The 23366-nt window shown below is 67.6% G+C and carries 35 protein-coding genes; 2 read left to right on the top strand and 33 right to left on the bottom strand.

Going from position 1 to position 23366, the window contains the following annotated elements; translation table 11 throughout:
- Window positions 1-56 precede the first annotated feature (56 nt).
- Genes Q0568_RS09660 through Q0568_RS09695 form a run of 8 tightly spaced genes read right to left on the bottom strand, consistent with a single transcriptional unit; the run spans window position 57 to window position 6489 of the window.
- Window positions 57-455 carry a VOC family protein gene (locus tag Q0568_RS09660; RefSeq protein WP_298865782.1) on the bottom strand — a complete coding sequence of 133 codons (399 nt, stop codon included), beginning with the start codon at window positions 453-455 and terminating at the stop codon, window positions 57-59.
- A gap of 32 nt (window positions 456-487) precedes the next feature.
- Window positions 488-1630 carry a UDP-N-acetylmuramate dehydrogenase gene (locus tag Q0568_RS09665; protein ID WP_298865784.1) on the bottom strand — a complete coding sequence of 381 codons (1143 nt, stop codon included), beginning with the start codon at window positions 1628-1630 and terminating at the stop codon, window positions 488-490.
- A 1-nt stretch (window position 1631) separates the two neighbouring features.
- On the bottom strand, window positions 1632-2033 hold the full coding sequence (locus Q0568_RS09670) for a MaoC/PaaZ C-terminal domain-containing protein (RefSeq protein ID WP_298865786.1): 402 nt from the start codon (window positions 2031-2033) through the stop codon (window positions 1632-1634).
- On the bottom strand, window positions 2033-2485 hold the full coding sequence (locus Q0568_RS09675) for a MaoC family dehydratase N-terminal domain-containing protein (protein ID WP_298865788.1): 453 nt from the start codon (window positions 2483-2485) through the stop codon (window positions 2033-2035). The genes Q0568_RS09670 and Q0568_RS09675 overlap by 1 nt, the downstream gene beginning before the upstream one ends.
- Window positions 2486-2541: 56 nt before the next feature.
- Entirely contained in the window at window positions 2542-3330 is a 789-nt protein-coding gene (locus Q0568_RS09680; protein WP_298865789.1) for a sulfite exporter TauE/SafE family protein, read from the bottom strand.
- Window positions 3331-3372: 42 nt separating this feature from the next.
- The gene (locus tag Q0568_RS09685) at window positions 3373-4926 is read right to left on the bottom strand and encodes a tripartite tricarboxylate transporter permease (protein WP_298865791.1); all 1554 of its coding nucleotides are present in this window, start codon (window positions 4924-4926) and stop codon (window positions 3373-3375) included.
- Window positions 4926-5471, bottom strand: a complete 546-nt coding sequence (locus tag Q0568_RS09690; RefSeq protein WP_298865793.1) for a tripartite tricarboxylate transporter TctB family protein — start codon at window positions 5469-5471, stop codon at window positions 4926-4928. Before Q0568_RS09690 ends, Q0568_RS09685 begins: the two co-directional genes overlap by 1 nt.
- Window position 5472: 1 nt before the next feature.
- The gene (locus Q0568_RS09695; protein WP_298865795.1) at window positions 5473-6489 is read right to left on the bottom strand and encodes a tripartite tricarboxylate transporter substrate binding protein; all 1017 of its coding nucleotides are present in this window, start codon (window positions 6487-6489) and stop codon (window positions 5473-5475) included.
- A 166-nt stretch (window positions 6490-6655) separates the two neighbouring features.
- On the opposite strand from Q0568_RS09695, the gene Q0568_RS09700 reads away from it, so the two are divergent.
- Together Q0568_RS09700 and Q0568_RS09705 are read left to right on the top strand one after the other, a co-directional pair.
- On the top strand, window positions 6656-7939 hold the full coding sequence (locus tag Q0568_RS09700) for a PAS domain-containing protein (protein ID WP_298866037.1): 1284 nt from the start codon (window positions 6656-6658) through the stop codon (window positions 7937-7939).
- A gap of 52 nt (window positions 7940-7991) precedes the next feature.
- Complete coding sequence (locus Q0568_RS09705) at window positions 7992-9569, top strand: AMP-binding protein (protein WP_298865797.1); 1578 nt, start codon at window positions 7992-7994, stop codon at window positions 9567-9569.
- Window positions 9570-9674: 105 nt separating this feature from the next.
- On the opposite strand, the gene rplQ is transcribed toward Q0568_RS09705, so the two are convergent.
- The 25 genes from rplQ to rpsS form a co-directional block, all read right to left on the bottom strand.
- Window positions 9675-10352 (bottom strand): 50S ribosomal protein L17, encoded by a 678-nt coding sequence (rplQ, locus tag Q0568_RS09710; RefSeq protein ID WP_298865799.1) that lies wholly within the window; start codon window positions 10350-10352, stop codon window positions 9675-9677.
- Window positions 10353-10387: 35 nt separating this feature from the next.
- Window positions 10388-11377 (bottom strand): DNA-directed RNA polymerase subunit alpha, encoded by a 990-nt coding sequence (locus Q0568_RS09715; protein ID WP_298865801.1) that lies wholly within the window; start codon window positions 11375-11377, stop codon window positions 10388-10390.
- A gap of 121 nt (window positions 11378-11498) precedes the next feature.
- A complete protein-coding gene (gene rpsK / locus Q0568_RS09720) occupies window positions 11499-11897 on the bottom strand; it encodes a 30S ribosomal protein S11 (protein ID WP_071644012.1) in 399 nt (132 codons plus the stop codon).
- A gap of 27 nt (window positions 11898-11924) precedes the next feature.
- A complete protein-coding gene (rpsM, locus tag Q0568_RS09725) occupies window positions 11925-12299 on the bottom strand; it encodes a 30S ribosomal protein S13 (RefSeq protein ID WP_116241763.1) in 375 nt (124 codons plus the stop codon).
- 161 nt (window positions 12300-12460) lie between these two features.
- The gene (gene rpmJ / locus Q0568_RS09730; protein WP_071644008.1) at window positions 12461-12577 is read right to left on the bottom strand and encodes a 50S ribosomal protein L36; all 117 of its coding nucleotides are present in this window, start codon (window positions 12575-12577) and stop codon (window positions 12461-12463) included.
- 67 nt (window positions 12578-12644) lie between these two features.
- A complete protein-coding gene (infA, locus tag Q0568_RS09735) occupies window positions 12645-12866 on the bottom strand; it encodes a translation initiation factor IF-1 (RefSeq protein WP_018171468.1) in 222 nt (73 codons plus the stop codon).
- A gap of 142 nt (window positions 12867-13008) precedes the next feature.
- The gene (locus Q0568_RS09740; RefSeq protein WP_298865812.1) at window positions 13009-13677 is read right to left on the bottom strand and encodes a thioredoxin domain-containing protein; all 669 of its coding nucleotides are present in this window, start codon (window positions 13675-13677) and stop codon (window positions 13009-13011) included.
- A 98-nt stretch (window positions 13678-13775) separates the two neighbouring features.
- Window positions 13776-14624: a type I methionyl aminopeptidase gene (gene map / locus Q0568_RS09745; protein ID WP_298865814.1), complete on the bottom strand. Its 849-nt coding sequence runs from the start codon at window positions 14622-14624 to the stop codon at window positions 13776-13778.
- Between the two features lie 5 nt (window positions 14625-14629).
- On the bottom strand, window positions 14630-15226 hold the full coding sequence (locus Q0568_RS09750) for an adenylate kinase (protein ID WP_298865816.1): 597 nt from the start codon (window positions 15224-15226) through the stop codon (window positions 14630-14632).
- Window positions 15223-16545, bottom strand: coding sequence for a preprotein translocase subunit SecY (secY, locus tag Q0568_RS09755; RefSeq protein ID WP_298865818.1), 1323 nt, complete (start codon window positions 16543-16545; stop codon window positions 15223-15225). The genes Q0568_RS09750 and secY overlap by 4 nt, the downstream gene beginning before the upstream one ends.
- A gap of 113 nt (window positions 16546-16658) precedes the next feature.
- Window positions 16659-17240 carry a 50S ribosomal protein L15 gene (rplO, locus tag Q0568_RS09760; RefSeq protein WP_298865819.1) on the bottom strand — a complete coding sequence of 194 codons (582 nt, stop codon included), beginning with the start codon at window positions 17238-17240 and terminating at the stop codon, window positions 16659-16661.
- Window positions 17240-17425 (bottom strand): 50S ribosomal protein L30, encoded by a 186-nt coding sequence (rpmD, locus tag Q0568_RS09765; RefSeq protein WP_071640253.1) that lies wholly within the window; start codon window positions 17423-17425, stop codon window positions 17240-17242. The genes rplO and rpmD overlap by 1 nt, the downstream gene beginning before the upstream one ends.
- Entirely contained in the window at window positions 17425-18105 is a 681-nt protein-coding gene (gene rpsE / locus Q0568_RS09770; protein WP_298865826.1) for a 30S ribosomal protein S5, read from the bottom strand. Before rpsE ends, rpmD begins: the two co-directional genes overlap by 1 nt.
- A complete protein-coding gene (rplR, locus tag Q0568_RS09775) occupies window positions 18102-18461 on the bottom strand; it encodes a 50S ribosomal protein L18 (RefSeq protein ID WP_298865828.1) in 360 nt (119 codons plus the stop codon). Before rplR ends, rpsE begins: the two co-directional genes overlap by 4 nt.
- 2 nt (window positions 18462-18463) lie before the next feature.
- A complete protein-coding gene (gene rplF / locus Q0568_RS09780; RefSeq protein WP_298865830.1) occupies window positions 18464-19000 on the bottom strand; it encodes a 50S ribosomal protein L6 in 537 nt (178 codons plus the stop codon).
- A gap of 6 nt (window positions 19001-19006) precedes the next feature.
- Window positions 19007-19405, bottom strand: coding sequence for a 30S ribosomal protein S8 (gene rpsH / locus Q0568_RS09785; protein WP_298865832.1), 399 nt, complete (start codon window positions 19403-19405; stop codon window positions 19007-19009).
- A gap of 164 nt (window positions 19406-19569) precedes the next feature.
- A complete protein-coding gene (rplE, locus tag Q0568_RS09790; RefSeq protein ID WP_298865836.1) occupies window positions 19570-20160 on the bottom strand; it encodes a 50S ribosomal protein L5 in 591 nt (196 codons plus the stop codon).
- On the bottom strand, window positions 20160-20519 hold the full coding sequence (gene rplX / locus Q0568_RS09795) for a 50S ribosomal protein L24 (RefSeq protein WP_298865838.1): 360 nt from the start codon (window positions 20517-20519) through the stop codon (window positions 20160-20162). Before rplX ends, rplE begins: the two co-directional genes overlap by 1 nt.
- A gap of 2 nt (window positions 20520-20521) precedes the next feature.
- Window positions 20522-20890, bottom strand: a complete 369-nt coding sequence (gene rplN, locus Q0568_RS09800; RefSeq protein WP_298865839.1) for a 50S ribosomal protein L14 — start codon at window positions 20888-20890, stop codon at window positions 20522-20524.
- Complete coding sequence (gene rpsQ / locus Q0568_RS09805) at window positions 20887-21201, bottom strand: 30S ribosomal protein S17 (RefSeq protein ID WP_298865841.1); 315 nt, start codon at window positions 21199-21201, stop codon at window positions 20887-20889. Before rpsQ ends, rplN begins: the two co-directional genes overlap by 4 nt.
- Complete coding sequence (rpmC, locus tag Q0568_RS09810) at window positions 21201-21515, bottom strand: 50S ribosomal protein L29 (protein ID WP_298865843.1); 315 nt, start codon at window positions 21513-21515, stop codon at window positions 21201-21203. Before rpmC ends, rpsQ begins: the two co-directional genes overlap by 1 nt.
- Complete coding sequence (gene rplP, locus Q0568_RS09815) at window positions 21515-21934, bottom strand: 50S ribosomal protein L16 (protein ID WP_298865845.1); 420 nt, start codon at window positions 21932-21934, stop codon at window positions 21515-21517. Before rplP ends, rpmC begins: the two co-directional genes overlap by 1 nt.
- Window positions 21934-22680, bottom strand: a complete 747-nt coding sequence (gene rpsC, locus Q0568_RS09820; RefSeq protein WP_298865848.1) for a 30S ribosomal protein S3 — start codon at window positions 22678-22680, stop codon at window positions 21934-21936. Before rpsC ends, rplP begins: the two co-directional genes overlap by 1 nt.
- Window positions 22680-23078 (bottom strand): 50S ribosomal protein L22, encoded by a 399-nt coding sequence (rplV, locus tag Q0568_RS09825; RefSeq protein ID WP_298865850.1) that lies wholly within the window; start codon window positions 23076-23078, stop codon window positions 22680-22682. The genes rpsC and rplV overlap by 1 nt, the downstream gene beginning before the upstream one ends.
- Window positions 23078-23359, bottom strand: a complete 282-nt coding sequence (gene rpsS / locus Q0568_RS09830) for a 30S ribosomal protein S19 (RefSeq protein WP_197220002.1) — start codon at window positions 23357-23359, stop codon at window positions 23078-23080. The genes rplV and rpsS overlap by 1 nt, the downstream gene beginning before the upstream one ends.
- Between the last annotated feature and the right edge of the window lie 7 nt (window positions 23360-23366).

Raw genomic sequence — 23366 nt, forward strand, 5'->3', positions numbered from 1 at the left:
TCGTGAATGACGCGATTCACGAGGGGTTTCGACAGTCAGGAGGGGTCTCGGCGCGTTCAGCCCTGGTAGCCGATCAGCCAGCGCACGCCGTGCCGGTCGATCAGAGTGCCGTCGTGGTCTCCCCACGGCCGCTGCTGCAGGGGGTCGATGACCTCGCCGCCCTCGGCGAGCGCGTCGAACCACGAGCTCAGCGTCACGGCATCCGCCGTGCCCAGCAGTGACAGGAACATCCCGGTCATGACGACCGAGGGCTCGCCTTCGGCGGCATCCGCCCCGGCCAGATCGACGGGGCCGCCCTGCAGCATCCCGTGCGCGATCGCCTCTCCGGGACCGTCCGTGCGGCCGGCCTGCGCGTAGGTGAACATTGTCAGCTCGCAGCCGAAGACGGCTGCATAGTTCTGCAGCGCCTCCGCCGCGTCACCGGGGAACAGCAGGTACGGAATGGGTGCGGTCATCCCGCGAGTGTACGCAGAGCGGATGCCGGACGCTACAGCTCCACGCCCACCAGCACGGGCTCGGGCTGCAGCACGAGCCCGAATTCGGCGTGCACCCGGCTCTGAATGAACCGGGCCAGCTCGCTGAGCTCGGCGGCATTCGCGCCGCCGCGGTTGGTGAGCGCGAGCGCGTGCTTGGTGGAGATCGACGCACGCGAGCGCGGCAGCTTGAAGCCCTTGCCGATGCCGGAGTGCTCGATGAGCCACGCCGAGCTGACCTTGACCATCCCCTCCGGGCGCTCGGTGCGCGGCGCCAGGCCGTAGTAGTCCTCCAGGGGGATGACGGTGAGGGTGTCCAGGTCGGGCTCGACGGGCCACCGCGGGCACTCGGCCGGCAGCGTGCGGGCCACGTGCTCGGGCACGATGGCGTTCTGGAAGAACGATCCGGCGCTGTGCGTATCGGGGTCGCCGTCGTTCAGCAGCATCCCCTTCGCCGCGCGAGTGGCGAGGATGCGGGTGCGCAGCCATTCCAGCGGCACCGGCTCGAAGTCCGTAAGTCCCAGCGCGCGTCGCAGCTGCTCACCCCGCACCACCCGTCCTGCAGGTCCGGTGATCGCCAGATCCAGCGTCACCGAGGTGATCACGGCCCGGCGCTCCTGCTCGCTGCCGTAATGGTGCTTGAGCACGGAGGTGCGGAAGCCCAGCCCCAGCTCGGCGGCGGGAACGACGACCGGGACGTCCGCGCCCTCGTCGATGAGTTCCACCTCGACCAGGGTCTCCTGGATCTCCTGCCCGTACGCACCCACGTTCTGCACGGGCGCGGCGCCGACCGTGCCGGGGATGCCGCTCATGGCCTCGATGCCGGCGTAACCGCGCTCGACCGCGTACGCCACGACGTCGTCCCAGCTGTGACCGGCCTGCACGCGCAGGCGGATCCTGCCCTCGTGCGGGGAGGGCAGCTCTTCGATGCCGGTGGTGAGGATGCGGATCACGGTGCCCTCGAACGGCTCGTCGCCGACGAACAGGTTCGACCCGCCGCCCAGCACGAACCAGTCCTCACCCGTCGCCCACGCCTCGTGCAGCGCCTCGATCAGCTGCGCGGTGGTGGGGGCATCCAGCATCCGCTCGGGTGCGGCCCCGGTGCGCAGCGTGGTCAGCTGCCGCAGCGGGATCGGCGTGATCTCAGTGTCCGTCATCTCAGAGCGCGACCCGCAGCTGCGCCTTGACGAGCACGGTGGTCTCGGCGGCCTTCACGGTGAGGTCGATGCGCGCGGAGGTCTCGTCGGCCGCGCCGACCTTGGCCAGCACGTGCACATCGGCGCCGTCCTGCGGGTCGACGAGCACTGGCTTGGTGAACCGCACGCCGTAGTCGATCAGACGCACGTCGGCGGGGAGCGCCGCCAGAACGACGGAGGATGCCAGGCCCATGGTCAGCATCCCGTGCGCGAGCACGCCGGGCAGGCCCACCGAGACGGCGACGTCGTCGCGGTAGTGGATGGGGTTGAAGTCGCCGGATGCTCCGGCGTAGCGCACCAGCGATTCGCGGGTCAGGTGCACGGTGCGCTCGGCGATGACGTCGCCCACGGTGAAATCGCTCATCAGGAGTCCTCCCCCGCGCCCACCAGCAGCACGCTGGTGGCGGTCACGACGTGCTCGCCGGTGGCGTCGGTGATGGTCGCGTCGCTGGTGATCATGGAGTTGCCGCCCAGCGCCCGGATGCCGGTGACGACCAGCTGCGCGGTGAGCTCGTCGCCGGCGACGATGGGGCGGGAGTACGTGAAACGCTGCTCCGCGTGGATGGTGCGCGCCAGCACGATGCCGGAGTCGGGCTCGGCCAGCAGCTGCTGCAGCGTGAGGTCCTGGATGACCATCGCGAAGGTGGGCGGCGCCACCACGTCGGCGTAGCCGGCCGCGCGAGCGGCCTCGACGTCGGTGTGCTGCGGGGCGTCGGCGAAGACCGCGCGCGCGAACTCGCGCACCTTCTCGCGGCCGACGAGGTAGGGGGCCGTCGGCGGGAACTCCCGGCCGACCAGATCGTTGTTCACGGGCACCTCTCGATCCTATCCGGGGCGCCCGATGCGCGTCCCGCCGTGCCGACCGGGGATTCTCAGCGGGTGCGGAGGGCCTTGATGCCCATCTGGACGGCGATGGCGACGATGTACACCGCGAACAGCACGTTTGCGCTGACGGGGTCGAGGAGGGTGGCCAGCCACGCCCCGAGCGCGGTCATGGTGCAGGCCGAGAGTCCGATGATCCCGGCGCCCACCAGGTCGACGTTGCGATGGCGCAGGTTGCCGATGGTGCCCGACACCGCGGTGGGGATCATCATCATCAGCGAGGTACCCTTGGCCACCAGGTCGCTGGTGCCGAAGACCACCATGAGCGCGGGGACGATGATCACGCCGCCGCCGACGCCGATGAGCCCGGCGACGACCCCGGTGAGCATGCCCACCAGCACCAGCCCGACGCCGTTGAGCCAGGTGAGGTGGAACACCGACTCGCGGGACGGGATGACCACGAACAGGCTCACGAGCACGACCAGCAGGAAGACCACGAAACCCCAGCGCAGCGCGCGCTGCGAGATGCGCGGCATGAGCCGCGATCCGATCTGCGCACCGACGACGGCCCCCGCTGCGAGGAGAAGAGCCGCGACCCACGCCACCGATCCCGAGGCTGCGTACGAGATGACCCCCACCGTCGCCGTGGGGACGATGGCCGTCAACGACGTGCCCGCCGCCCGGCGCTGGTCGAAGCCCATCATCAGCACCAGCATCGGCACGATGACCGTGCCGCCGCCCACCCCGAACAGTCCCGACAGGAGGCCGGCTGTGAGGCCGATGATCACGAAGCCGAGGTAGGCCCGAGGCCCTCGGGTCAGGGCCTGTTCCTCGTGCACGAGAACAGACTATCCCGAGGGCCCCGCACCCATGGCGGCGCTCTAGCGCTCGACCTCCTGATCCGCGAGGATCGGCACCGCGATCGTCTCGGTCAGATGCTGCTCGTAGCGGTGCTGCCGCCGGCGCAGCCACAGCGCGCCGAGGATCAGCACCACGAGCACTCCGTACGCCGCCGCCGCGAAGGGCTGCATGACGAGCGTGGACAGGTCGCCCTGGCTCAGCTGGAGCGCCTTGCGCATCTCCGCCTCTCCCATCGGCCCGAGGATCATGCCGACCACCAGCGGTGCAACCGGCACGCCGAACCTGCGCATGAAGTAGCCCAGCACGCCGATCACCAGCAGGATGATGACGTCGGCGATGTTGAACCTGATCGCATACGCGCCGAACGCCGCGAACATGAGGATGCCGGCGTACAGATACGGTCGCGGGATCTGCAGCAGCTTCACCCACATGCCCACCAGAGGCAGGTTCAGCACGATGAGGATGAGGTTGCCGAGGTACAGGCTCGCCACCAGCGCCCACACCAGCGCGGGTTGATTGCTGAACAGCTGGGGGCCGGGCTGGATGCCGTAGGACTGGAACGCGAACAGGATGATCGCAGCCGTGGCCGTGGTGGGAAGCCCCAGCGTCAGCAGCGGCACCAGCACTCCGGCGGCGGCGGCGTTGTTGGCGGCCTCAGGCCCCGCCACGCCCTCGATGGCCCCGCGACCGAACTCGTCCTTGCGCTTGGAGAGCTTGCGCTCGGTCGCGTAGGAGAGGAATGTCGCGACATCCGCACCACCGGCGGGGATGGTGCCGATCGGGAAGCCGATCGCCGTGCCGCGCAGCCAGGGACGCCAGGAGCGGCGCCAGTCCTCCTTCGTCATCCAGGTGCGCCAGCCCTTGGTGACCGGGATCACGTCGACACCGCCGTGCCGCAGCCGGGAGGCGACGTACAGCGTCTCCCCCACGGCGAACAGCCCGACGGCGACCAGCACCACGCTGATGCCCTCGCCCAGCTCCGGGATCCCCAGCGTGTACCGCTGCTGCCCGGACAGCATGTCCGTGCCGATGAGTCCGATGAACAGGCCGATGGCCAGCGACAGGACACCGCGGGAGACGGACTTGCCCATCAGCGCGCCGACGGTGATGAAGGCGACCACGATCAGCGCCAGCTTGTCCGCGGGCCCCAGTGAGACGGCGAAGTCGGCCAGGATCGGCGCCAGCAGCGTCAGTCCGACGGTGGCGATGGTGCCGGCCACGAACGACCCGATGGCCGCCGTCGCCAGCGCAGCAGCACCGCGGCCGACCTTCGCCATCTTGTTGCCTTCTATGGCCGTGACGATGGACGCCGATTCACCTGGCGTGTTCAGCAGGATGCTGGTGGTCGAGCCGCCGTACATGCCGCCGTAGTAGATGCCGGCGAAGGTGATGATGGCGGCCGTCGCGTCCAGCGTGTAGGTCAGCGGCAGCAGCAGCGCCACGGTCATGGCGGGGCCGATGCCGGGCAGCACGCCCACGGCGGTGCCGATGAAGACGCCGACGAACGCCCAGATCAGGTATTCGGGCTGCAGGGCCGTGGCGAAGCCCTCCAGGAGCAGACTCCAGCTGTCCATCAGAACATCCCTCCCAGCCAGCCGAACGCCGGCCCCCAGGGCAGTGAGAGTCCCAGCATCCCGCCGAACACGATCTGCACGGCCAGCGCGACGACCAGTCCGATCAGGAATCCGAGCCACCAGCGCCTGGCGCCGAGGCTCCACGCCACCAGGCCGAACAGCACGGCGGCGGCGGGTGCCCATCCGATGGCGTCGATCAGCAGCATGTGCACGATCAGCGCGCCCACGATCTTGGCGAGCGTGAGCCAATCCGTCTTCGCGTCGGGGTCGATGTCCTCGCCGTCGTCGGGTTCCGCGCGATGACCGCGCAGCACGGTCACGACCACGGAGGCGGCGACGGCGATGAGCAGCACGGAGACCGCGATCGGGAACACGGTCGGGCCGACCTGGATGCCGACCGGCACATGGATGCCGAAGGCGCCGATCAGCGCGAGGACGCCGACGACGAGCATGAGCAGGGCGAAGACGAGTTCCCCGACGGGAACCCGTGGGGCGGGCCGAGTCTCCTCGGCCCGCCCTTTCGCCCCGATGAGCGGGGCGGTCATGTCAGATCAGTCCGATGTTCTTCAGCGTGGCGGTGACGTCGGAGATGTTCTGCGTCACGAACGCGTCCAGCTCGGATCCCGTGAGGAAGGCATCTGCCCAGCCCTTGGTCTCCAGCTCCTTCTTCCACTGATCCGAGTCGTGCATCTCCGTGACGATGCGCTCCAGCTCCGCACGATCCGCGTCGGAGATGCCCCCCGGCGCGATGACGCCGCGCCAGTTGGTCAGCACGACGTCGTAGCCCGCGTCGGTGATGGTGGGCACGTCCGGCAGCTGCGCGACCGGCTTCTCGCTGGAGACGGCGAGCGCGCGCATCTTGCCCGCCTCGATGTGCTGCTGGAACTCGCCGACGCCGGAGATGCCGGCGGCGACCTTCCCGCCCAGGATCAGCGAGACCGCCTCCCCACCGCCGGAGTTGGGCGTGTAGTTCAGCTTGGCGGGGATGTCCGCGGCGGCGACGCCCGCGGCATCCAGCAGGAGGCCCGCGAGGATGTGGTCCGCGCCGCCGGCGGACCCGCCGGTGACGGTGACCGCCTGCCCCTTGGCCACGATGTCCTCGACGAGATCCTTCAGGTCCTTGTACTTCGAGTCGGCGGGGACGACCACCACGAGCGGCTCATCCGTCAGTCGCGCGATGGGGGTGGTGTCCTCCAGGCGCACCTTCGAGCCGTTGGTCTCGATGGCGCCGACCATGACCAGGCCGTTGACCATGAGCGTGGCGGGGTCCTTGACGTTGGCCAGCTGCGCGAGGCCGATCGTGCCGCCGGCGCCGCCGACGTTGGTCACCGGCGCCGAGCCGACGACGTCCTGCTCCGTGAGGACCTTCGCCATCGTGCGACCGGTCTGGTCCCAGCCGCCGCCGGGGTCGGCGGGGACGATGATCGAGACGTCCTTGAACGACGAGGCGGAGTCTCCCGCCGCGGCGTCCGATTTGTCACCGGTGGACTGCGCCGAGCATCCGGCGAGGGTGAGCGCGCCGACGGCCGCGATCGCGATGAGGGCACTGCGTGATTTCTTCATTCGCTCCTCCTTGAGCGGTGTAGGGATGACGCCACGCTATGCAGTCCGCCCTGCCTGGCCGCGCTTCGGAAACCATTGGTCGCGTTAGGAAAGTATTGGTCGCAGATGCCGTCCAGACCGGTTCCCGCCCCTCGCGCGCACAGGGGAGAATGGTCGGGTGACCTCGATGATGAAGCACGCGTCCCCGCGCACGCACGGCGGCGGGATGACGCTGCGGGTGCAGCTGATCCTGCTGCAGGCGCTCATCGTCGCGGTCGTCACGCTCATCGCCGGTGTCACAGCCGGTCTCATCCAGGCCCACACCGTGCGCGACGCATACGAGGACAGGATGCTGGCGGTCGCCCAGTCCATCGCGTCGATGCCGGCCATCCGCGCGGCCATGGACGATGCCGACCCGCCTGCGACCATCCAGCCGCTCGCCGAGGCCATCCGCCGCGCCTCCGATCTCACCTACGTCGTGGTCGCCGACGCCGACGGCATCCGCTACTCGCACCCCAATCCATCGCGCATCGGCGAGCGCGTCTCCACCGACCCCTCCATCCCGCTCGCCGGCGAGATCTACATGGGCACCCAGACCGGCACCCTGGGGCCGTCGTGGCGGGTCAAGGTGCCCATCTTCTCGGACGAGTCGACAGTGATCGGGACGGTGTCCATCGGCATCCTCGAATCAGAAGGCGTCGGCGAGTTCACCGGATACCTGTTCTGGATCATCGGAGCGATGCTCGGCGCCGTGGTGCTCGGAGTCTTCGGCTCAGCGTGGGTGACCTCGGTCATCCGGCGTCGCATCCACCGACTCGAACCGCATGAGATCACGGCGCTGGTGCGCAACCAGGAGACCACGCTGCACCGGCTCAGCGAGGGCGTGATCACGGTCGACGCCGATGGCATCATCACTCTCGCCAACGACGCCGCGGCGCGGCTGCTGGGAGTGGATGCCGCGGAGCTGACCGGCACCCACGCCTCGAGCGTCCTCGATGAGGAGCTGCTGTCGGTGCTCCGTGACGGTGAGGATGCGGGCCGGCCCGTGATCATCGGCAGCAGCGTGCTCGTCGCCCGCGGCACCGGCGCCCGCGTGGAGGGAGCCGCCGCGGAGTCGACGCTGCTCCTGCGCGATCACACCGAGCTGCACGACGTGGTCCGTCGTGTGGAGGCCGCGGACGCCATCCTCGCGTTCCGCCGCAGGGCCGGCCTGCCGAAGGGACTGAGCGCCGAGACGCTCGAGCGCGTCTCCACCGCGCTCATCCGACTTCCGGACGCCTCCGCAGCGGAGCTCGGCGAAGCGCTGTCGATCTCACGGGTCAGCGCCCGCCGCTATCTCGAGCACCTCGCGAGCACGGGCCGCGCACTCCGGTGGCTGGATTACGCCACCAAGGGCCGGCCCAGCACGCGCTACCGCGCGAATGAGCCGCTCAGCACCACTGCGACTGTGTCCCAGACTGTGCGAGACTGACTCCCAGAACCGCCCGTATGCCTGACACGGGCGATCGATCGAAGGAGATCACATGTTCCACAGCGCCTACCCGGATGTCGAGATACCGAACGTCTCGATCTACGACTACCTCTTCGCAGATCTCGATGAGCAGACGCTGGACCGCGTCGCCATCGTCGACGGCGCCTCAGGTGCGGAGACCACCTATCGCCAACTCGTCGGCCAGATCGGACTGTTCGCCGGGGCACTGGCGGCCAGGGGCATCGGAGTGGGCGACGCCGTCGCCGTGCTGTGCCCGAACGTGCCCGCGTTCGCGACGGTCTTCCACGGCATCCTGCGCGCGGGCGCGACCGCCACGACCATCAACTCCCTGTACACGGCGGACGAGATCGTGAACCAGATGCAGGATGCCGAGGCATCCTGGCTCGTCACGGTCTCCCCGCTGCTCCCGCACGCTCAGGCCGCCGCCGAGCGGCTCGGGCTTCCCGCCGATCACCTCCTCGTGCTCGATGGCGCCGAGGGGCACCCGAGCCTGCGCGATCTGCTCGGCGAGGGGCACCCGGCCCCGGATGTCACGTTCGATCCGGCCACCCACCTGGCCGTGCTGCCGTACTCCTCGGGTACCACCGGGCGCCCGAAGGGCGTGATGCTCACACACCGCAACCTCATCGCCAACGTCGCGCAGGTGATCCCGACCACCGACATCGGCCCGGAGGACCGCCTGCTGGCCGTGCTGCCGTTCTTCCACATCTATGGCATGACCGTGCTGCTGAACTTCGCGCTGCGCCGGCGCGCAGGGCTCGTCACCATGCCCAAGTTCGATCTGCTGGAGTTCCTGCGCATCATCCAGGAGCACCGCACCACCTGGGTCTTCATCGCGCCGCCGATCGCCGTTGCGCTGGCCAAGCATCCCGTCGTCGATCAGTACGACCTGTCGGCCATCAAGGTGATCTTCTCGGGCGCGGCGCCGCTGGATGGCGCACTGGCCGCGGCCGTCGCGAAGCGCCTGGACTGCGAGGTCGTGCAGGGCTACGGGATGACCGAGACCAGCCCGGCGGTCAACATCATCCCCGCAGGCGTCGACGGCATCGACAAGTCGTCGATCGGTCCGCTGATCCCGAACACCGAGGCGCGCCTGGTCGACCCCGACACCGGCGCGGACGTCGAGGCGCCCGCATCGGGCACGAGCGTGCCCGGCGAGCTGTGGGTCCGAGGACCGCAGGTGATGGTCGGCTACCTCAAGCGCCCCGAGGCGACGGCCGAGATGCTGGATGCCGACGGCTGGCTGCACACCGGGGACATGGCCACGGTCACGTCGGACGGCATCTTCCGGATCGTCGACCGGCTCAAGGAGCTCATCAAGTACAAGGGCTACCAGGTGGCCCCGGCCATCCTGGAGGCGGTGCTGCTGGAGCATCCGCAGATCGCGGATGCCGCGGTCATCGGCGCGAACGACGCCGACGGGCAGGAGGTGCCGAAGGCCTTCGTCGTGCGTCAGGCCGGCGCCGAGCTGTCCGCCGATGACGTGATGGATTTCGTCGCCTCCCGCGTGGCGCCGCACGAGAAGGTGCGCATCGTCGAGTTCATCGACGTCATCCCCAAGTCCAGCTCCGGCAAGATCCTCCGCAAGGATCTGCGCGTGCGGGCCTGAGGCTGTCGCCTCCGGCATCCGCCGACGCCGGCATCCGCACCGGACGCGAAAGAGCCCGCCGCCCCTGACGGGGTGGCGGGCTCTTTCGCGAGCTGTCGCTGCGGCTTACTTGCCGGCCTCGACGAAGCCGGCGGCCTCGGCGGCCTCAGCGGTGCGGAACCACACCTCTGCGACGGTCGCGTCGTACCACTGGCCACCGGGGCGGTGGAACTTCATGGAGTCCTTGTTGCCCTTGATGTCGAAGCCCTCGGGAGCGGAGCCGTCCTCGAGGGGAGCGGCGGAGTCCTCACCGAAGCCGCCATCGACGAGAGCGGCCGGAGCGGCGGTCTCCTCCGCGGGAGCCTCCTCGACCTTCGCGGCCTTGGCGGGCTTCTCGGCCTTGGCTGCGGGCTTGGCGGCCGACTTCTTCACCTTGGGGGTGACGGGCTCGAGGACGAGCTCGATCACGGCCATGGGAGCGTTGTCGCCCTTGCGGTTGCCGACCTTCGTGATGCGGGTGTAGCCGCCCTCGCGGTCGGCCACCAGCGGCGCGATCTCGTTGAAGAGGATGTGCGCGGCGTCCTTGTTGGAGCGCAGGACGGTCAGCGCACGACGACGGGCGTGCAGGTCGCCGCGCTTGCCGAGCGTGATGAGGCGCTCGGCCAGCGGACGCAGGCGCTTCGCCTTGGTCTCGGTCGTCTTGATCGACTTGTGGGTGAAGAGCGCTGCCGCGAGGTTCGCGAGAAGAAGGCGCTCGTGGGCGGGGCCGCCTCCGAGGCGGGGACCCTTAGTGGGCTTGGGCATAATCGTGTGACTTCCTGGTCAGAAAAGGTCGGGTTTCAGAAGGACTCGTCTTCGCCTGCGCTGTAGAAGTGGGCGCCGTCGAAACCGGGCACCGAATCCTTCAGCGACAGACCGAGCGAGACGAGCTTGTCGCGCACCTCGTCGACCGACTTCTGTCCGAAATTGCGGATGTTCATCAGCTGCGTCTCGGAGAGGGCGACCAGCTCCGAGACCGTGTTGATGCCCTCGCGCTTGAGGCAGTTGTACGAGCGCACCGACAGATCGAGGTCCTCGATCGGCATGGAGAGCTCGCTGGAGAGGACAGCCTCGACCGGCGCGGGGCCGATCTCGATGCCCTCGGCCTCGACGTTCAGCTCGCGAGCGAGTCCGAACAGCTCGGTGAGGGTCTTGGCTGCCGACGCGACGGCGTCGCGGGGGCTGATCGCCGACTTCGTCTCGACGTCGAGGACGAGCTTGTCGAAGTCGGTGCGCTCGCCGGCGCGGGTGGCGTCGACGCGGTAGGCGACCTTCAGAACGGGCGAGTAGATCGAGTCGACCGGAATCTGACCGGCCTCGGCGTACTCGTTGCGGTTCTGCGACGCCGACACGTAGCCGCGGCCGCGCTCGATGGTGAGCTCCAGCTCGAAGCGAGCGGTGTCGTTGAGCGTGGCGATGACCAGGTCGGGGTTGTGCACCTCGACGCCGGCAGGGGCCGAGATGTCGGCCGCGGTCACCTCACCGGCACCTGTCTTGCGCAGGTACGCGGTGATGGGCTCGTCGCGCTCGCTGGAGACGACCAGCTGCTTGATGTTGAGGATGATCTCGGTCACGTCCTCCTTCACACCGGGGATCGTGCTGAACTCGTGCAGCACGCCATCGATGCGAATGGTGGTGACGGACGCGCCGGGGATCGACGAGAGCAGGCTGCGACGCAGCGCGTTGCCGATCGTGTATCCGAAACCGGGCTCCAGCGGCTCGATGACGAACCGGCTGCGGTTCTCGGAGATCTTTTCCTCGGTGAGAGTGGGACGCTGTGCAATCAGCACTATGTGTTCCTTTCGATCACATGCCCGCTATATGACATGTGTGTGGTGAGGTCTTGAGTTTTGGAGTTCTGCGGGCGGTGATGCCGGTCCCCGTGGTGGGGACCGGCATCACCGTGCGAGATCAGACGCGACGGCGCTTCGGCGGACGGCAGCCGTTGTGAGCCTGCGGGGTGACGTCCTGGATGGACCCCACCTCGAGGCCGGCGGCCTGCAGCGAGCGGATCGCGGTCTCGCGGCCCGAACCCGGACCCTTCACGAAGACGTCGACCTTCTTGACGCCGTGCTCCGCGGCCTGACGGGCAGCGGACTCCGCTGCCATGCCGGCGGCGTACGGGGTCGACTTGCGCGAGCCCTTGAAGCCCACGCCACCCGACGAGGCCCAGCTGATGACAGCGCCGGACGGGTCGGTGATCGAGACGATGGTGTTGTTGAACGTCGACTTGATGTGGGCCTGGCCCAGCGCGATGTTCTTCTTCTCCTTGCGGCGCGGCTTGCGCGCGGCGGCCTTGGGTGCAGCCATGAAAGTGTTCTCCTATTCCCTGGCCGCTTAGCGGGCCTTCTTCTTACCGGCGACGGTGCGCTTCGGGCCCTTGCGGGTACGGGCGTTGGTCTTGGTGCGCTGGCCACGGACCGGGAGACCGCGACGGTGGCGGATGCCCTCGTACGAGCCGATCTCGACCTTGCGGCGGATGTCAGCAGCGACCTCGCGGCGCAGGTCACCCTCCACCTTGTAGTTGCCTTCGATGTGGTCGCGCAGCGCCACGAGCTGGTCGTCGGTGAGGTCCTTGACGCGGATCGACTCGTCGATCTCGGTGGCCTTGAGGATCTCCACCGAACGGGTGCGACCGATGCCGTAGATGTAGGTGAGGGCGATCACCACGCGCTTGTCGCGCGGGATGTCAACGCCGGCAAGACGTGCCATGCGGTATCTCCTGGAGTGTTGTGGAGGTGTGGAGCAGCATCCGTTCCCGGGCCTCCGCCCCGAGGTGTCCGCCTCCGAAGAGGCATCCGATGCTGCCTGTGTTTCGATATTGAGTTGTTCAGTGCCGGGCCGGATGCCGAAGCCTCAGACCCGGCCCCTGCTCAGCCCTGGCGCTGCTTGTGGCGCGGGTTGCTCTTGCAGATCACCATGACGCGTCCGTGACGACGAATCACGCGGCAGTGGTCGCAGATGGGCTTGACGCTGGGGTTGACCTTCATGATGTTTCCTGTTCGCTGTCCTCACCGTGCGGGCGCAGATGCGCCCGGGGTGTTACTTCTCGACCGATCAGCGGTAGCGGTAGACGATGCGGCCACGGGTCAGGTCGTAGGGCGAGAGCTCCACGACCACGCGGTCCTCGGGGATGATGCGGATGTAGTTCTGCCGCATCTTTCCTGAGATCGTCGCCAGAACCTTGTGGCCGTTGCTGAGCTCAACGCGGAACATCGCATTGGGCAGAGCCTCGGACACGACGCCCTCGATCTCGATGACACCGTCTTTCTTAGCCATAGCCTCGCTGACGCTTCTGCAGATCGGTCGATCTGCGGTGGATGGGTGATGATCGGTGCGGCCTCTTCCGGACACGCCGGAACATGGCACAAGGCACCAAAGATCTATGTTAGACCGTCTGTGCCGCAGCGGCAACTCGGGGTCAGCTGATGAGCTTGACGAGCTTCTGCAGGTCGGCCTGGTTGCTCAGGTCCAGACGCTTCCCGTTGATCTCCACGGTGGGCGTGGCGTTGATCTGGTGGCTGTCGGCCTGCGCGGCGCCGAACTTCTTGTAGGTCTCGTCCGTGATGCACGAGGCGGACTTGTCAGCCCCCGCCTGCTTCGCGAAGTCGGCGAGCTGGCTGGTCTCCAGTCCCGGGGTGTTCTCCTCGGGCTGGTTGTCGAAGAGCAGCTGGGCGAAGGCCAGGTACTTGTCGGGCTCCTGCGAGGCGACGCACACCGCAGCACCCGCCGAGCGTGAGGAGTACTCGGTGTTCTGCGAGTAGCGATCCAGGATGGCGATCGGATGGTAGGACAGCGTGATCTTGTTCGCCTCCGCGGCCTTCTCGAGCGAAGGCCCGAACTGCTCCTCGAAGTTCTTGCAGACCGGGCACTGGAAGTCGACGAAGACGGCGACCTTGTCCTTGCCCGTGCCGAACGAGATCGCGCCGGTCTCAGCGCTGAACGCCTTGCTGCTGGCCGGCGCGGGCCCGCCGTCGGTCGCCCGGTTGTTCATCCACACCACGACCACGCCGAGTGCGATCAGCACGACGACGACAGCGGCGGAGATGCCGATGACGAACCAGTTGGGCTTGCTCTGAGCCTGGGCCATGACAGTCCATTCCTCCTACGACGGTTGACAACCTATTGTGCAGTGCCGAGACTATGCCCCGCCTGTGCGCTGACCGGCGCTGAGAACGCGGCGGCGGACTACGGGATCGGGACGGGCACCACGCCGAAGGGTGCGAGACCCGCGGCGCCGCCGTCGACTGCGGTCAGGACCCAGATGCCGTCGGCGTGCACGGCGATGCTGTGCTCCCAGTGCGCGCCGTCGGTGCCGTCGACGGTCGTCACGGTCCAGTCGTCGTCCTCGACGAAGGTGGCCTCTCCCCCGGCGGTGACCATCGGCTCGATGGCGAGGACCAGCCCGGAGCGCACCTCGGGGCCGGCATCCGGAACCTGATAGTTGAAGACGCTCGGCGCCTCGTGCATCTTCCGTCCGATGCCGTGGCCGACGTACTCCCGAAGGATGCCGTAGGGTCTGCCGGACACGGCGGAATCGCCCTGCGCGAGGATGTGGTGCTCGATGGCGGTACTCACGTCGTTGATGTGCTCGGCGGTCGCGAGTGCTGCGATGCCGGCCCACATGGAGCCCTCGGTGACCTGGGACAGCTCCTCGCGGCGCGCCACGACCTCAGGCCGGTCCCGATCCGGCACGACGAACGTGCGGGCGCTGTCGCCGTTCCAGCCCTGGTACTGCGCGCCGCAGTCCACGGAGACGATGTCACCGGGCTGCAGCACCAGGTCGCCGGGGATGCCGTGCACGACCTGCTCGTTGACCGAGATGCAGGTGGTGTGGCGGTAGCCCCGGACGAGCTTGAAGTTGGACTCCGCTCCTCGATCCGCGATCAGGCGATCCGCCGCGGCATCCAGTTCCGCCGTGGTGACGCCTGCCCGCACCAGCGGTGCGACGGCATCCAGTGCCGCGGCCGTGATGAGCCCGGGCTCGACCATCGCACGCAGCTGCGCCGGGGTCTTGTAGATCGACTTGCGGAACATCCGGATCAGACCAGCGCGCCGATGCCTCGGGCGCCGAGCGCCGCGGAGATGCGCGCGGTGATCTCGTCCAGCGATCCCACCCCGTCGATGCGGTCGACGATGCCGCGGGGCTCGTACACCGAGATGATCGGAGCGGTCTCGTGCTCGTAGATGTCCAGACGGTGGGCGATGGCCTCGTCGGTGTCATCCGAGCGGCCCTGCTCGACCGCACGCAGCCGCAGGCGGGAGATGCTCTCCTCGCGCGGAACGTCCAGCAGGATGATCGCGTCCAGCGCGGTCCCGCCGTCGGCGAGGAACGCGTCGAGGTGACCCACCTGCGCGGTGTTGCGCGGGTACCCGTCCAGGAGGAAGCCGTTCGCGGCATCATCCTGCGAGAGACGATCCCGCACGATCTCACTGGTCAGCTCGTCGGGCACCAGGTCGCCGGCGTCGAGGATGGCGGTGACCTGCTTGCCCAGGTCGGTGCCCTCCTTGATGTTGGCGCGGAAGATGTCGCCGGTGGAGACCACGGGGATGCCGAGGGCCTGTGCCACCCGCACACCCTGGGTGCCCTTGCCGGAGCCCTGCGGGCCGACGATGAGGAGTCGTGCGGATGCGGTCATCTGAGGAGCCCTTCGTAGTGGCGCTGCTGCAGCTGCGCGTCGATCTGCTTCACGGTCTCGAGTCCGACACCGACGATGATGAGGATCGAGGCGCCGCCGAACGGGAAGTTCTGGTTGGCCTGCACGGTCGCCAGGGCGATCAGCGGGATCAGCGCGACGATGCCGAGGTAGAGCGATCCGGGGAACGTGATGCGGGTGATCACGTAGTCCAGGTACTCCGCCGTGGGGCGACCGGCGCGGATGCCGGGGATGAACCCGCCGTACTTCTTCATGTTGTCGGAGATCTCGACGGGGTTGAACGTGATCGCCACATAGAAGTACGTGAACGCGACGTTCAGCAGGAAGTAGATCAGCATGTACAGCGGCTGGTCGCCCGAGACCAGGTAGGTCGACACCCACGCGACCCAGGCCGGCGGCTCGGAGCCGTCGGTGGGCGTGTTGAACTGCGCCACCAGCATCGGCAGGTACAGCAGCGACGAGGCGAAGATGATCGGGATCACGCCCGCCATGTTGACCTTGATCGGGATGTAGGTGTTGGTGCCGCCGTAGGTGCGACGCCCCACCATGCGCTTGGCGTACTGCACGGGCACGCGGCGCTGGGACTGCTCGACCCAGACGATGAGCGTCATGACCGCGAGGCCGACCACCATCACCATCATGAACACGTCGAAGCCCTTGGCCTCGAGGATGCCGCCCATGGCGCTCGGGAATGTCGCCGCGATGGAGACGAAGATCAGCAGGGACATGCCGTTGCCGATGCCCTTCTCTGTGACGAGCTCGGCCATCCACATGATCAGGCCGGTGCCGGCGGTCATCGCCATGATGATCAGCATCTGGGCCCACCACACGTCGTTGGTGAGCAGGTGCTGGCAGGCCCCTGCGGCGTTCTGCCCGAACAGCTGACCGCTGCGGGCCACCGTCACCAGCGTGCTGGACTGCAGCAGCGCGAGCGCGATGGTCAGGTAGCGGGTGTACTGCGTGAGCTTGGTCTGGCCCGCCTGACCCTCCTGATGAAGGGTCTCGAAGTGCGGGATGACCACGCGCAGCAGCTGGATGATGATCGTCGCGGTGATGTAGGGCATGACGCCCAGGGCGAAGATCGACAGCTGCAGCAATGCGCCGCCGGAGAACAGGTTGACAAGACCCAGCAGGCCGTCAGTACCGGCGCTGTCGGCAAGGCACTTCTCGACGTTGGGGAAGTGCACGAACGGCGAGGGCACGTTCGAGCCGAGTCGGTAGATGGCGATGATGCCGATGGTGAAAAGGATCTTCGCACGCAGATCAGGCGTGCGGAAGATTCGCGCGATGGCGCTAAACAAGGGCGTTCCTCCTGAAGGGATTGCCGAACGTCGAAGGACGGCCGAAAGTCCAGGGTAACGCACAGGAGGGGCCGGATAATCTCCGACCCCTCCCAGCGTTCACAGCTGAATGCTCAGTTGACCGAACCGCCGGCGGCGACGATCTTCTGCTCGGCGCTGCCCGACACCTTGTCGACCGAGACGGTGAGCTTGACCGAGATGTCGCCGTCGCCGAGGACCTTGACCTTCTCGTTCTTGCGCACGGCGCCCTTGGCGACCAGGTCGCTGACGGTGACGTCCCCACCCTTCGGGTAGAGCTCGGCCAGCTTGGCCAGGTTCACGACCTGGTACTCGACGCGGAACGGGTTCTTGAACCCGCGCAGCTTCGGGGTGCGCATGTGCAGCGGCATCTGCCCACCCTCGAAGCCGACGCGCACGGTGTTGCGGGCCTTGGTGCCCTTGGTGCCGCGACCGGCGGTCTTGCCCTTGGAGCCCTCACCGCGACCCACACGGGTCTTCGCGGTGTTGGCGCCGGGGACCGGACGCAGGTGGTGCACCTTCAGGACGGCGGGACGCGCAGCCTCGGGCTCGGCCTTCTTGGCCGGAGCCTTCTTGGCGGCGGTCTTGGCCGGAGCGGCCTTGGCTGCTGCCGGCTTCTTGGCGGCGGTCTTCTTCTCGGCCTTCTCGGCCTCGACGGCTTCGTTCTTCTCAGCCATTAGTCGATCTCCTCAACCTTGACGAGGTGAGCGACGGCACGGACGTAGCCGCGCGTCTGCGCGTCGTCCGGACGGACGACGGAGTCGCCGATGCGCTTGAGTCCGAGCGAACGCAGCGTGTCGCGCTGGTTCTGCTTCTCACTCACCTTGGACTTGATCTGCGTGACCTTGAGGCGCTCGGCCATCAGGCACCTACCTTCTGCGCGGCGGCGGCAGCAGCCTTCGCCTCGTTGCGGATGATGATCTCCGGCACGACGGCGTCGTAGTCGAGGCCACGACGGGCGGCGACGGCGCGGGGCTCCTCGAGCGCCTGCAGCGCCTCGACGGTCGCGTGCACGATGTTGATCGTGTTCGACGAGCCGAGGGACTTCGACAGGACGTCGTGGATGCCGGCGCACTCGAGCACGGCGCGGACCGGGCCACCGGCGATGACACCGGTACCGGCGGCGGCCGGACGCAGCAGCACCACACCGGCGGCGGCCTCACCCTGCACGGGGTGCGGGATGGTCGAGCCGACGCGCGGCACGCGGAAGAAGTTGCGCTTGGCCTCTTCGACGCCCTTCGAGATCGCCAGGGGCACCTCGCGAGCCTTGCCGTAGCCGACACCCACCAGACCGTTGCCGTCGCCGACGACCACGAGAGCGGTGAAGCTAAAGCGACGACCGCCCTTCACGACCTTCGAGACGCGGTTGATGGTGACGACGCGCTCGAGGAACTGGTTGTCCCCGCGGTCGCGCGAGTTGCGGTCGCGGCCCTGGCCGCGCTCGCGACCGCCACGGCGGTTGTCGCGCTGCTCGCGCTGCGGCTCAGCCTGAGCCTCGGCAGGAGCGGTCTCGGTCACTTCGTTCTCCTTGTTGTCACTCACAGTGCCAGCCCCCCTTCACGGGCGCCTTCGGCGATGGCTGCGACACGACCCGCATAGCGGTTGCCGCCACGGTCGAACACTGCCTCGGTAAAACCGGCGGCCTTGGCGCGCGCGGCGAGGAGCTCGCCCACCTTGCGGGCCTTGGCGGTCTTGTCACCGTCGAAGGAGCGCAGGTCGGTCTCGAGCGTGGAAGCGGATGCCACGGTGTGGCCCTTGCTGTCGTCGACGAGCTGCACGAACACGTGGCGCGCGGAGCGGTTGACGACCAGGCGCGGCCGCACATCGGTGCCGACGATCTTCTTGCGAAGACGCGTGTGGCGACGAGCGCGGGCGGCGGACTTGGACTTGACAGCCATGGTTACTTACCAGCCTTTCCGGCCTTGCGACGCACGACCTCGCCGGCATAGCGAACACCCTTGCCCTTGTAGGGCTCCGGCTTGCGGATCTTGCGGATGTTGGCAGCTGCCTCGCCGACAGCCTGCTTGCTGATGCCGCTGACGGTGAGCTTGTTCGTGCCCTCGACCGTCAGGGTGATGCCGGCGGGCGGGTCGACCAGAACCGGGTGCGAGAAGCCGAGGGCGAACTCGACCGAGCCGCCCTTCTGCTGCACGCGGTAACCGGTGCCGACGACCTCGAGGCCCTTGGAGTAGCCCTGGGTCACGCCGATGATGTCGTTGTTGATGAGCGTGCGGGTCAGGCCGTGAAGCGACCGCGACTCGCGCTCGTCGTCGGGGCGGGAGACCAGAACCTGGTTCTCCTTGACCTCGACCTGGATGGGAGAGGCGACCGTCAGGGTGAGCTCACCCTTGGGGCCCTGCACCTTGACCGCGCTGCCGTCGACCGAAACGGTCACGCCAGCGGGGATCTCGATGGGAAGTCGTCCAATGCGCGACATGTCAGATCACCACACGTAGGCGAGAACTTCTCCGCCCACGCCCTTCTGCTCAGCCTGACGGTCGGTGAGAAGACCGGAGGAGGTGGACAGGATGGCAACGCCCAGGCCGCCGAGGACCTTGGGCAGCTCGGTCGACTTCGCGTAGACGCGGAGACCGGGCTTGGACACGCGCTTGATGCCGGCGATGGAGCGCTCACGGTTGGGGCCGTACTTCAGCGACAGCGAGAGGGTGCTGCCGACGCGGGCGTCCGTGACCTCGAAACCGGCGATGTAGCCCTCCTGCTGGAGGATCTCGGCGATGTTCGTCTTCAGCTTGCTCGACGGCATCGACACGGAGTCGTGGTGCGCCGAGTTCGCGTTGCGCAGACGGGTCAGCATGTCTGCGACCGGGTCTGTCATTGTCATGTTGTGTTTCCTTTGTTCATGAGGTTCCGGCTGCCGTTACACGACAGACGGCCTTCAATGAGAGCAGTGCGTCCGAGCGGACGCACAATCTTCAAGTGTACGGCACAGCAGTCGCGCACTTCGACGGGCTCAGCGATCCGAGGATCGCCGAGCCCGTCGATGCGTCACGCTGCGGCGTCGGCCGACTTGAACGGGAAGCCGAGCGCCTTCAGCAGCGCGCGACCCTCCTCGTCGGTCGTGGCGGTGGTCACGACGGTGATGTCGAAACCACGGACACGGTCGATCTTGTCCTGATCGATCTCGTGGAACACGCTCTGCTCCTGGAGACCGAAGGTGTAGTTGCCGTTGCCGTCGAACTGCTCGCCCGACAGGCCGCGGAAGTCGCGGATGCGGGGCAGAGCGAGGTTCACCAGGCGGTCCAGGAACTCCCACGCGCGGTCACCGCGAAGGGTGACGTGCGCACCGATGGCCTGGCCCTCGCGCAGCTTGAACTGCGCGATGGACTTGCGCGCCTTGGTCACGACGGGCTTCTGGCCGGTGATCTTGGACAGGTCCGCGATCGCACCGTCGATCACCTTGGAGTCACGAGCTGCCTCGCCGACACCGGTGTTCACGACGACCTTGACCACGCCGGGGATCTGCATGACGTTGGCGTAGCCGAACTGCTCCTGCAGAGCCTTCTTGATCTCGGAGTTGTACTTGGCCTTCAGGCGGGGCTGCACCTTGACAGCCTCCGCAGCCTCAGTCGCTGCCATCAGAGGTCCTTACCTGACTTCTTCGCGTAGCGCACGCGGACCGTGCGCTTCACGCCGTCCTTGACCTGCTCCTCGACCCGGTGGCCGACACGGGTCGGCTTCTTGGTCGAGGGGTCCACGACGGCGACGTTGGAGATGTGGATCGGGGCCTCGACGGTCTCGATCCCACCCGTCTTGGTGCCGCCCTGCGACTGGCCGACGCGGGTGTGCTTGGTGACGTAGTTCACGCCCTCCACCACGACGCGGTTCTGCTCGACGAGGACCTCGAGGACCTTGCCCTGCTTGCCGCGGTCGCCGCCCTTGTCCTGCTTGCGGCCGGCGATGACCTGAACCAGGTCACCCTTCTTGATGTTCGCCATGATCAGATGACCTCCGGGGCGAGCGAGACGATCTTCATGAACTTCTTGTCACGAAGCTCGCGGCCGACCGGTCCGAAGATGCGGGTGCCGCGGGGCTCCCCGTCGTTCTTCAGGATGACGGCGGCGTTCTCGTCGAACTTGATGTACGAACCGTCTGCACGACGGGTCTGCTTGACGGTGCGGACGATGACGGCCTTGACCACATCGCCCTTCTTGACGTTTCCACCGGGGATCGCGTCCTTCACCGTCGCGACGATGGTGTCGCCCAGGCCCGCGTAACGGCGGTTGGAACCACCGAGAACGCGGATCGTGAGCAGCTCCTTCGCGCCGGTGTTGTCGGCGACCTTGAGGCGGGACTCGGTCTGGATCACTTTGCCTTCTCCAGGATCTCCACCAGACGCCAGCGCTTGGTGGCGCTCAGCGGGCGGGTCTCGTCGATGACCACCAGGTCACCGACGCCGGCGGTGTTGTTCTCGTCGTGCGCCTTGACCTTGGAGGTCTGGCGGATGACCTTGCCGTACAGCGGGTGCTTCACCCGGTCCTCGACCTCGACGACGATGGTCTTGTCCATCTTGTCGCTGACGACGTAGCCGCGGCGGGACTTGCGGTATCCGCGGGCGCCGGCCTCGCGCACGTCGTGCGCGGAGTGCTCGGCGGCCTCAGCTGCCTTCTTCTCAGCCATTACTCGGCCTCCTCCTTCGGCGCGTCGGCCTCTGCGGCCTTCTTCGCCTTCGACTTGGACGCCTTCTTGGCCGGGACCTCGGCGGGAGCGGGCGTGGCACGGATGCCCAGCTCGCGCTCGCGGATCACGGTGTAGAGGCGCGCGATGTCGCGCTTGACGGCGCGGATGCGGCCGTGGCTCTCCAGCTGGCCGGTGGCCGACTGGAAACGGAGGTTGAACAGCTCCTCCTTGGCCTTGCGCAGCTCCTCGACGAGGCGCTGGTCTTCGAACGTGTCGAGCTCGGCGGGTGCGAGCTCCTTGGTGCCGATCGCCATTACGCGTCGCCCTCCTCGCGCTTGATGATGCGTGCCTTGAGAGGCAGCTTGTGAATGGCCCGGGTCAGAGCTTCGCGTGCGAGCTCCTCGCTGACGCCCGCGACCTCGAAGAGGACGCGGCCCGGCTTGATGTTGGCGACCCACCACTCGGGGGAGCCCTTACCGGAACCCATGCGGGTCTCGGCGGGCTTCTTGGTGAGGGGACGGTCGGGGTAGATGTTGATCCACACCTTGCCGCCGCGCTTGATGTGACGGGTCATCGCGATACGAGCGGACTCGATCTGACGGTTGGTCACGTACGCGGGGGTCAGCGCCTGGATGCCGAAGTCCCCGAAGGAGACCTTCGTGCCGCCGGTGGCCTGGCCCGAACGCGTCGGGTGGTGCTGCTTGCGGTACTTGACCTTGCGTGGGATGAGCATTATGCCGACGCTCCTTCTGCGACCGGTGCCTCGTTGCGCGGGGCGCGACGACGGTCGCCGCGCTCGCGCTGCGGCTTCATGTTCGCCTGCTCGCGTGCGAGCTCCTTGTTGGTGAGATCGCCCTTGTAGATCCAGACCTTCACGCCGATGCGGCCGAAGGTGGTCTTGGCCTCGTAGAAGCCGTAGTCGATGTTCGCGCGCAGCGTGTGCAGCGGCACACGACCCTCACGGTAGAACTCGGAGCGGCTCATCTCCGCGCCGCCGAGGCGGCCGGAGACCTGGATGCGGATGCCCTTGGCGCCGGCGCGCTGAGCGCCCTGCAGACCCTTGCGCATCGCACGACGGAACGCCACGCGAGCAGACAGCTGCTCGGCGATGCCCTGTGCGACCAGCTGAGCGTCGGCCTCGGGGTTCTTGACCTCGAGGATGTTCAGCTGGATCTGCTTGCCGGTGAGCTTCTCGAGGTCGCCGCGGATGCGCTCGGCCTCGGCGCCGCGGCGGCCGATCACGATGCCCGGACGCGCGGTGTGGATGTCCACACGCACGCGGTCGCGGGTGCGCTCGATCTCGATGCTGGACACGCCGGCACGGTCGAGCTGCGTCAGCAGCAGACGACGGATCTTGATGTCCTCGGCGACGTAGTCGGCGTAACGCTGGCCGGGCTTCGTCGAGTCCGAGAACCAGCGCGACACGTGGTCCGTGGTGATGCCGAGGCGGAAGCCGTACGGGTTGACCTTCTGGCCCATTACTTGCTCGCCTTCTTCGTCGTGGCCGCCTCGGCCGCGTCAGCGACCTCGGGGGTGGCCAGCACGACCGTGATGTGGCTCGTGCGCTTCTTGATCTGGAACGCGCGGCCCTGGGCGCGGGGCTGGAAGCGCTTGAGCGTCGTCCCCTCGTCCACGTACGCGTTCTTCACGTACAGGTCCTGCTCGTCCAGGTACTCGCCGTCGCGATCCGCCTTGACCTGCGCGTTCGCGATGGCAGCGTGCACGAGCTTGTAGATGGGCTCGCTCGCACCCTGCTGGGCGAACTTCAGGATGGCCAGAGCCTCCTGCGCCTGCTTGCCCTTGATGAGGGCGACGACGCGGCGGGCCTTCTGAGGTGTCACGCGGATGTGCTTGACACGTGCGATCGATTCGACCATCAGCGACGCCTCCCCTTCTTGTCGTCCTTCTCGTGGCCGCGGAAGGTGCGGGTGGGCGCGAACTCGCCCAGCTTGTGGCCGACCATGGTCTCGGTCACGAACACGGGGATGTGCTTGCGACCGTCGTGGACGGCGATCGTGTGACCCAGCATGGCCGGGATGATCATCGACCGGCGGGACCAGGTCTTGATGACGTTCTTGGAACCGGCCTCGTTCTGACCGACCACCTTGCGAAGCAGGTGCTCGTCGACGAAGGGGCCCTTCTTAAGACTGCGTGGCATCTTCCTC

Origin of the sequence: uncultured Microbacterium sp. (assembly GCF_937927635.1) — a bacterium.
Classification (GTDB): domain Bacteria; phylum Actinomycetota; class Actinomycetes; order Actinomycetales; family Microbacteriaceae; genus Microbacterium.

What these genes read in the sequence shown, in the direction of transcription:
- rpmC (WP_298865843.1), bottom strand. Translation starts at nt 21,515, where the DNA reads ATGGCGATCGGCACCAAGGAGCTCGCACCCGCCGAGCTCGACACGTTC.
- Q0568_RS09705 (WP_298865797.1), top strand. Translation starts at nt 7,992, where the DNA reads ATGTTCCACAGCGCCTACCCGGATGTCGAGATACCGAACGTCTCGATC.
- Q0568_RS09700 (WP_298866037.1), top strand. Translation starts at nt 6,656, where the DNA reads ATGATGAAGCACGCGTCCCCGCGCACGCACGGCGGCGGGATGACGCTG.
- rplP (WP_298865845.1), bottom strand. Translation starts at nt 21,934, where the DNA reads ATGCTCATCCCACGCAAGGTCAAGTACCGCAAGCAGCACCACCCGACG.
- rplO (WP_298865819.1), bottom strand. Translation starts at nt 17,240, where the DNA reads ATGGCTGAGAAGAACGAAGCCGTCGAGGCCGAGAAGGCCGAGAAGAAG.
- rpsC (WP_298865848.1), bottom strand. Translation starts at nt 22,680, where the DNA reads ATGGGCCAGAAGGTCAACCCGTACGGCTTCCGCCTCGGCATCACCACG.
- Q0568_RS09750 (WP_298865816.1), bottom strand. Translation starts at nt 15,226, where the DNA reads ATGACCGCATCCGCACGACTCCTCATCGTCGGCCCGCAGGGCTCCGGC.
- Q0568_RS09665 (WP_298865784.1), bottom strand. Translation starts at nt 1,630, where the DNA reads ATGACGGACACTGAGATCACGCCGATCCCGCTGCGGCAGCTGACCACG.
- rplR (WP_298865828.1), bottom strand. Translation starts at nt 18,461, where the DNA reads ATGGCTGTCAAGTCCAAGTCCGCCGCCCGCGCTCGTCGCCACACGCGT.
- rplE (WP_298865836.1), bottom strand. Translation starts at nt 20,160, where the DNA reads ATGGCAGCGACTGAGGCTGCGGAGGCTGTCAAGGTGCAGCCCCGCCTG.
- rpsH (WP_298865832.1), bottom strand. Translation starts at nt 19,405, where the DNA reads ATGACAATGACAGACCCGGTCGCAGACATGCTGACCCGTCTGCGCAAC.
- rplQ (WP_298865799.1), bottom strand. Translation starts at nt 10,352, where the DNA reads ATGCCCAAGCCCACTAAGGGTCCCCGCCTCGGAGGCGGCCCCGCCCAC.
- Q0568_RS09660 (WP_298865782.1), bottom strand. Translation starts at nt 455, where the DNA reads ATGACCGCACCCATTCCGTACCTGCTGTTCCCCGGTGACGCGGCGGAG.
- Q0568_RS09695 (WP_298865795.1), bottom strand. Translation starts at nt 6,489, where the DNA reads ATGAAGAAATCACGCAGTGCCCTCATCGCGATCGCGGCCGTCGGCGCG.
- Q0568_RS09685 (WP_298865791.1), bottom strand. Translation starts at nt 4,926, where the DNA reads ATGGACAGCTGGAGTCTGCTCCTGGAGGGCTTCGCCACGGCCCTGCAG.
- rpmJ (WP_071644008.1), bottom strand. Translation starts at nt 12,577, where the DNA reads ATGAAGGTCAACCCCAGCGTCAAGCCCATCTGCGACCACTGCCGCGTG.
- Q0568_RS09740 (WP_298865812.1), bottom strand. Translation starts at nt 13,677, where the DNA reads ATGGCCCAGGCTCAGAGCAAGCCCAACTGGTTCGTCATCGGCATCTCC.
- rpsM (WP_116241763.1), bottom strand. Translation starts at nt 12,299, where the DNA reads ATGGCACGTCTTGCCGGCGTTGACATCCCGCGCGACAAGCGCGTGGTG.
- rplF (WP_298865830.1), bottom strand. Translation starts at nt 19,000, where the DNA reads ATGTCGCGCATTGGACGACTTCCCATCGAGATCCCCGCTGGCGTGACC.
- map (WP_298865814.1), bottom strand. Translation starts at nt 14,624, where the DNA reads ATGTTCCGCAAGTCGATCTACAAGACCCCGGCGCAGCTGCGTGCGATG.
- rplV (WP_298865850.1), bottom strand. Translation starts at nt 23,078, where the DNA reads ATGGTCGAATCGATCGCACGTGTCAAGCACATCCGCGTGACACCTCAG.
- Q0568_RS09690 (WP_298865793.1), bottom strand. Translation starts at nt 5,471, where the DNA reads ATGACCGCCCCGCTCATCGGGGCGAAAGGGCGGGCCGAGGAGACTCGG.
- rpsK (WP_071644012.1), bottom strand. Translation starts at nt 11,897, where the DNA reads ATGGCTGCACCCAAGGCCGCCGCGCGCAAGCCGCGCCGCAAGGAGAAG.
- rpsS (WP_197220002.1), bottom strand. Translation starts at nt 23,359, where the DNA reads ATGCCACGCAGTCTTAAGAAGGGCCCCTTCGTCGACGAGCACCTGCTT.
- rplX (WP_298865838.1), bottom strand. Translation starts at nt 20,519, where the DNA reads ATGGCGAACATCAAGAAGGGTGACCTGGTTCAGGTCATCGCCGGCCGC.
- Q0568_RS09670 (WP_298865786.1), bottom strand. Translation starts at nt 2,033, where the DNA reads ATGAGCGATTTCACCGTGGGCGACGTCATCGCCGAGCGCACCGTGCAC.
- infA (WP_018171468.1), bottom strand. Translation starts at nt 12,866, where the DNA reads ATGGCTAAGAAAGACGGTGTCATCGAGATCGAGGGCGTCGTGTCCGAG.
- rpmD (WP_071640253.1), bottom strand. Translation starts at nt 17,425, where the DNA reads ATGGCCGAGCGCCTCAAGGTCACGCAGATCAAGTCCAAGGTGAGTGAG.
- rpsQ (WP_298865841.1), bottom strand. Translation starts at nt 21,201, where the DNA reads ATGGCTGAGAAGAAGGCAGCTGAGGCCGCCGAGCACTCCGCGCACGAC.